The following is a 6345-nucleotide window of genomic DNA, read 5'->3' on the forward strand; positions in this document are numbered from 1 at the left end:
CCGAGAGGGCGGAAAGAGGGGACCGGGACATGGCCACTCAGGTGACGGCGGACGAACGACGCGGCTCTTCGTTCCTGCGGACCGCGATAGCCCTGCAGACCCTGACCATCTTCCTTCAGGCGGTGTCCGCCGGACTGCTGCTGACCTCGTCCTACGGAGAGACGCTGCACGGTGTCGGAGCCCGTGTGATGTACGGGGCGTCGATGCTGTACGTGCTCGCGGCGGTGCTGGCGTGGAAGCCGGGCGGCGGCTCGCCCCGGCCCATCTGGCACGCGTCGGGCTTCCTCGTACTCGCCTCCGTCCAGGTCGTGCTGGGCATCGCACACGTCCCGTCGGTCCATCTCCCCCTGGGTGTCCTGATGTTCGGCCTGAGCGTGCTGGCGCTGACCCGCCGCTGAGGCCCGGCGCGGGGAGCGGGGGCAGGTGCCGGAGCGAACCCGGAACTGTGGCCTCCACCACGGCGAATGTGGTCATGTCCCTGATGAGATCACCGGATGCTCGGTCTACTCCTGCGCGTGCTGCCCTTCTGGGTCCGCGAACCCCTGCTCATCGTGATCGGGTCCGTCTTCGGCCTGCGCATCATGTATCTCGCCGTACGCGACACCGACCGGGTCGCGGCCGCCATCGGAGCGGCGTTCCTCGTGTTCACGGCGATCCGCGTCCACACGGTGGTCCGGGCGCTTCGCGCGCGCCGGAACAAGGATCAGGGTTCGGCGTCCGCCGCGGGCTGGACGGTGACCGGGACTGCCGCACCGGCGCCGGGTCGGGCCCCGGCCTCGGAGCAGACCCAGGCGGCCTCGGCCTCGGCCTCGGTTCCGGCCCAGGCCCGGGAGCCGGCCCGGACTCCGACCGCGGACCCGATCACGGCCTCGGGCTCGGCACCGGCTCCGATTCCGGCCCCGGCTGCAACTCCCGTTCAGCTCCCGACCTCAGCCCCGGCCGGAGGCCATACCGGAACCGGACCGCGTCCCGGGCCGGGCAGACCGGAGAAGGACCACAACGCGTGGGGCCAGGCCGTCGCGGCCCTGGCCGTGTTCGGGGCGCTCGCGGCCGCGGTGTGGCTGGGCCCCCGTGTGATGCCGTCCACCGACACCACGCCTGGGCCCGCCTCGTGTTCGGACCCGGAGCACGAGAAGCTGCCGAAGGCGTACGAGAAGACGCCCCGGCCCGTGACCGGCGACGACCTGTGCGAGGCGCTCAACCGGCCCGACCTGGCCCGGCTCCTGGGGACACCCGGGGAGACCGCGGACACGGCCTCGGGCACCAACGGCACCGCCGCCCTGACCGACGGGAAGGTCGCCGAGCCGGAGGCGGAGATCACGTTCGACACGTACACCGTGAACCTCTCGGCCACTTACAACCACCTGTCGACCGCCCAGTACGTGAGGCTGTTCGACATCGCGGGAGACCGGGTCGAGAAGGACGTCAGAACACTCGAGGTTCTCGGCCGGCCCGCGTTCCTCTCCTCGGACCACACCATGAGGATCGAGATCGACTTCAGCAAGGAGCACAACAGCGGGCCGGTCCAGCAGGGCCCCCTGGCCAGGACGCTGTCCGTCGCCCTCGACCGGAAGGACCGGGGCGGCTACTACGACATCACCGTGTGGAGCAAGTCCGGCGCCCTCCCGAACGACGGCGCTCTCGTCGACATCGCGGAGAAGGTTCTCCCCACGGTCCTCGAACGGAGCGCTCGCTGAGCCGCCTCGGCACGGGCCCCGGCCCGGTCGCTTCCGCCCGTGCCGGGACGGCGGGCCCGTCGGGTCAGCGCGAGCGCTTCCGGCGCCACCTGCCCAGGGCCGCGGCGAGGAGGAGTACCGCGAGGACGATCGCCGCCGCCACGTAGTGGCCGGGAGTGGCCCAGGAGGGGCCGGGCCAGACCGCCACGGCCACCTGAGCGGTGTCGTTGGCGGTCTTGGTGTCATGGCCGACGCGGCCGGCCGCGATGCCGGAGACGGTGACCCGTCCTCCGTGGTGGGGGCCGTCCTTGTCGATGCGGAGGGTGAAGGGGAAGGTCGTCGTGGCTCCCACCGCCGCGGTGCTCGCCGTGCACAGGTACCGACGTGCCCTCGGCTGTTTCACGGACGGAGCGGCCAGGGGCGTACCGTCCGGCGCGAGAGCGCGGCACTCCTGGTCGATCAGCTCCTCGTCCCGCTCGAACTCGTAGGGGGCGGACACGACGGTGGTGCCCGACGGCACCGTGAACTCGACCCGCACCGGGACGGGCAGCGCGCCGGGGCCGTCGTTGCGCACGCCGACGCGTACCGTGGCACGGCTGCCGACGGGTCCTCTGGCGGTACCGGCCACGGCGGCCAGGTCGCTCTCGTTGCGCACCGACACCTTGAGTTCCGCCGAGCTTTCGCCGGCGGTCCCCGCGCCCCGGTCCCCGGCGGGCACCAGACGGAGCGCGGCTCCGTCGCCCGGGCTGTACCGCGACGCCAGCTCGTCGGGCGGTACGTAGTCGGTGCCGAGGGCGGCGGCCTGGAACGAGACGGTGGGGCGGGTGGCGTCACGGCCGGCCCTGAGGACTTCCCGCGCGCCGAGGCGGTAGGACGCGCCAGGGGGGATGACGACATCGGCGGCCGGGAGGCGGCACCACGTCGATGTGGTGTCGCGGTAACGGCAGTTGCTGTGCTTCTCGGCCGGCGCCAGGCCGTCCCGCGTGTTCATGAAGAGCGCGACACCGCGGGCGGGTACGTCACCGGTGTTGCGCAGGGTCAGTGAGACGGCCAGGGTGCCGCCCGGGTCGACGTCGTGCCGGTCGGGGTGTGCGTCGACCACCAGCTCCGGCCTGCCGACCACGATGCGGGAGCTTCCGGTGACGGCGGGCCGGCCGGGTGAGGCCACCCGATAGCGCAGCACCGCCGAGTCACCCGCCTCGGCGCCCCGCGCGGGGCTCAGCCGGAAGTACTGGCGGATCCCCGTCCGGGAGACGTCGTCCTGTCCCTCGCAGCGGAAGACCGGCGGACGGACCGGACAGACGTCCATCGCCGTCCTGATGACCGCGACGCCCTTGAGGTCCCTGGCGTCGAAGGTGACCGTGACGCGGGCCGCCCCCTTCTCCTCGACGTGCAGCTGTTCGGTGCTGTGGGGGTCGCGCGAGACGTAGAACACCGGTGGCGCGACGAGTTCGGGCCCGGAAGAGGGCGCGCAGCCCGCGAGGCCGGCCAGCACCGCGACCAGGAGAAGGAGTGGCCCGACGGCCGCCCGCAGCAGCCCGGCCGGGGCGGCAGCCCTGCTCCGTCCCGTCTCGTGGCGGCACTCGACGCCCTCTCTCATGTCCACCGGGCTCACCCTGCCAGGAGGAGATCACGTCCGTGCATCGGTACTGTCACGCGGCTCCGCTCCTGCGCGGGGGCCTGTCCGGCGGATCCCGCCGGACAGGCCCCCGGGCCCGAGGAGGGCTCAGCGCTTGAGCGTGAAGGTGAAGTCGCCGGAGAGTCTGCCGGTCAGCCGGACCGCCGAGACGACCTTCCCCGCCACGATCAGCCTCTCCACCTCGGCCCGCGAGAGGCCGCAGCCCTCGGCGATCAGCCGCACCGGCCGGACGGGGATCGGCGCGGCGAAGCGGACCGAGACGTCGATCACCTCGCGGTCCAGGTGATCCGAGCCGCCGGTGTCGAGACGCCAGGCGTTGTCCCAGTCGAGGGCGATGCGATTGCGTCGCCGCACGACGGGGTCCTGGAGCGACTCGGCCGCCAGGACGGGGTCGTTGTCGTGGGCCCGGTCCAGCAGTTCAGGCCTTACGGAGCGCACGTTCGCCCGCTCCAGGACCGTCAGTTTCGTCGTCGCCCCGCAGGTGGTGCAGAGCGCGAGGAGCCAGACGTCGATGAGCTTGTGGTTCGCGTTGACCCGGAACTTGCCGCTCGTCCGGAAGCGTTCGGACGAGCAGTCGTGGCAGCGCCGGAGAACCAGCGGCAGGCAGGTGGGCATGACCACCCAGCTATTGAGCACAGAAGTACACCGTCTTCAGTGAGAAGTCCGCAGCGGAAAGCAGCGCGGCGCGGAGGCGCGACGCGCGACCGATCAGCACTCGGGGGGTCTCACACGGTGTACAACGGCACGTCCTTGCCTCAGACGACTCGGTCAGTCGGCACGTTAGTGACAGCCGGCGGTACCGCTCCACCGGTTTTCGAGCGCCTCACCGCGCCGGCACCGGTCCGGGGGCGAACTTCGGCCATCTCTGATCGGCTCCCGCGCTCCACCAGTCAGCCATGCCCACAGGAGCTGCACAGGAAGCACACAGGTACTCCGTAGTGGACAAGCGCTGTCGGGCCCTCCTCGAAAAGCTGACCAGCAGAACGAATCACGCCACCGGCTCGCCCCTCCGGGAAGGTGAACACCTGTACGAGGCTGTCCGGATGTGTCTAAGGTGTCGCCGCGCACCGGCGGGACCTGACCAGTCCGCGCCCGCGCACACTGACCAGCGACCGGGGGAACGTCGTCGCTCACGGGGAGGGATCGCATCGGTATGCCGTCACAGCGGCCTTCCATGCGCGACATCACAGCCAGGTACAGCCGTACCTGAGTCTTCCTCAGGGGCCCGTGCGCTCAAAGCCGCCCGGCTCCGCGGCCGACCGTTCGTCTCGTGCCCCCTGAAGAAGAAAGGGCTGCTCCTTGCGTGCCAAATTAACCGGGTTTCTCATACCAAGACCCGGACGATCGCGACTGCTTGCCCGCATCATCCTGCTGGTGACCGCCGCCGCGGTCATCGCCGGGCTCACCGTCCGGCCCGACCTCGCCGGCCTCCCGGGCCGGGACGACGCGGCCCCGGTCGGGGACTCCTACGACGGGTACGACACCAAGGCGGCGGAACAGCTGCGAGGCGATCAGTGTGTCGCCGTCGACGCCCTGCGCAAGGGCGGACCCAACATCTTCGCCCTCGCTCAGAACTCCGTCGGGCTGCCGCCAGACCAGCTCCACCAGAAGCTCGACCGGGACCTCTACGACACCGGCACCCCGCTGCATCAGGCGTACAACGCCGACGAGACCGCCAGCGACCAGTGGGTCAAGAAGGTGGACGAGCAGAAGCAGGCGTGGCGCGGCTCCGTCAGCGGTCTGGACTCCTACCCCGGCGCACCGCAGGGGCAGGACAAGATCTTCGACCAGGTCGGGCTGCTTCCGTGGCTGTACCAGTCGTACTTCAAGTCGATCGACCTGTTCTCCCCGTTCTACGAGCCCTCGCCGACCGCCGACGACCGTACGAAGGCCGCCGCGCTCGCGATCGGTGACCCGCTGTACACCACCGGGGGAACGCCGGCCGAGCAGCAGGCATGGGCCCTGTGGAAGAAGAACTCGGGCAAGATCGAGCCCAACCAGCTTTTCGTTCCCAGGGTGTTCGCCGACGACGCCCGCATCTTCCTGTCCTCGGGCGGCTTCGCCCGCACGGCCCCGGAGCCGGACACCCCGGAGTTCCGCGTCGCGGTCGAGGACCTGAAGGCCCGGTTCGCCGAGTGCGCGTGGCACGACCCGATCGACCCCGACCGGGTCCTCGGCCAGGAGGTGGCACAGGCATCGGCCGAATGGCAGCAGGAGATCGCGTCGCAGGCCACGCAGCGGCAGCAGATCCTCGCCGCCGGCGCCACCAGCACGAAGGCCCTGCAGGAGGGCGCCTTCGCCCTGGGCAAGATGCTGGGCCAGTCGTGGATCGCCGACTACGCCACCCGCTGGCTGGACCACTACACCGAGGGCGGCATCAGCTGGATCGGCGACGGCCGGCTGGAGATCCAGGTGCCGGGCGCGGCGGGCAAGTGCCTCGACGTCCAGGGCGGAAAGAAGGACAACGGCACGCCGGTCCAGGTCTACACCTGCAACGGCGGAGCCGCCCAGCAGTGGCAGCTGATGGGCTCCTACCCCGACGGCTACACCCTGGTCAATCCGAACTCCTTCAAGTGCCTGGAGGTGCTGAACGGCAGCAGTGCCGACGGCACGAAGATCCAGATCCGGGACTGCGGGAGCAGCAAGGCGCAGCAGTGGACGTTCGACGTGCGCAGCGCCGGTCCGCTGCGCAACGCGGCGACCGGCAAGTGCCTGAACCTGCCGTCGTTCGACAACAGCAAGGACGCCGTGCTGTCGACGTGCAACGGCTCCGCCGCGCAGAAGCTCAAGATCGTCCCCAAGACCCACACCGGCTCCGCTCCGGCGAAGGCCGACGTGGACAAGGCCAAGGCGGCCGTCACGGCCGCCCAGACGGCCGCGAAGACACAGCTCGCCGCCCTCAAGGCGCAGCTTGCGTCGGCGCAGAAGGCCGCGACCGCGTCGGACACCGCGATGCAGGCCGCCTACGGCATCGCGGACGCCAACGGCGCGCCGCGGGGCCGTGGTCTGCTGGTCGGGCAGCAGAAGGAC

At 71.0% G+C, this 6345-nt stretch carries 5 protein-coding genes; 3 read left to right on the forward strand and 2 right to left on the reverse strand.

Going from position 1 to position 6345, the window contains the following annotated elements:
- Positions 1-29 precede the first annotated feature (29 nt).
- Together ABZ478_RS29345 and ABZ478_RS29350 are read left to right on the forward strand one after the other, a co-directional pair.
- Positions 30-398 (forward strand): hypothetical protein, encoded by a 369-nt coding sequence (locus ABZ478_RS29345; RefSeq protein ID WP_359553870.1) that lies wholly within the window; start codon positions 30-32, stop codon positions 396-398.
- A gap of 96 nt (positions 399-494) precedes the next feature.
- Entirely contained in the window at positions 495-1697 is a 1203-nt protein-coding gene (locus ABZ478_RS29350; protein ID WP_359553872.1) for a DUF6215 domain-containing protein, read from the forward strand.
- Between the two features lie 64 nt (positions 1698-1761).
- Here the strand turns inward: ABZ478_RS29350 and ABZ478_RS29355 are convergent, their stop codons facing one another.
- A complete protein-coding gene (locus ABZ478_RS29355; RefSeq protein WP_359553874.1) occupies positions 1762-3282 on the reverse strand; it encodes a hypothetical protein in 1521 nt (506 codons plus the stop codon).
- A 120-nt stretch (positions 3283-3402) separates the two neighbouring features.
- A complete protein-coding gene (locus ABZ478_RS29360) occupies positions 3403-3951 on the reverse strand; it encodes a DUF1062 domain-containing protein (protein ID WP_359553876.1) in 549 nt (182 codons plus the stop codon).
- Between the two features lie 738 nt (positions 3952-4689).
- Here ABZ478_RS29360 and ABZ478_RS29365 point away from each other — a divergent pair.
- On the forward strand, positions 4690-6345 hold a 1656-nt coding region (locus ABZ478_RS29365), incomplete at its 3' end, for an RICIN domain-containing protein (protein ID WP_359553878.1).

The sequence above is a fragment of the Streptomyces sp. NPDC005706 genome (genome assembly GCF_040631045.1).
Lineage (GTDB): Bacteria > Actinomycetota > Actinomycetes > Streptomycetales > Streptomycetaceae > Streptomyces.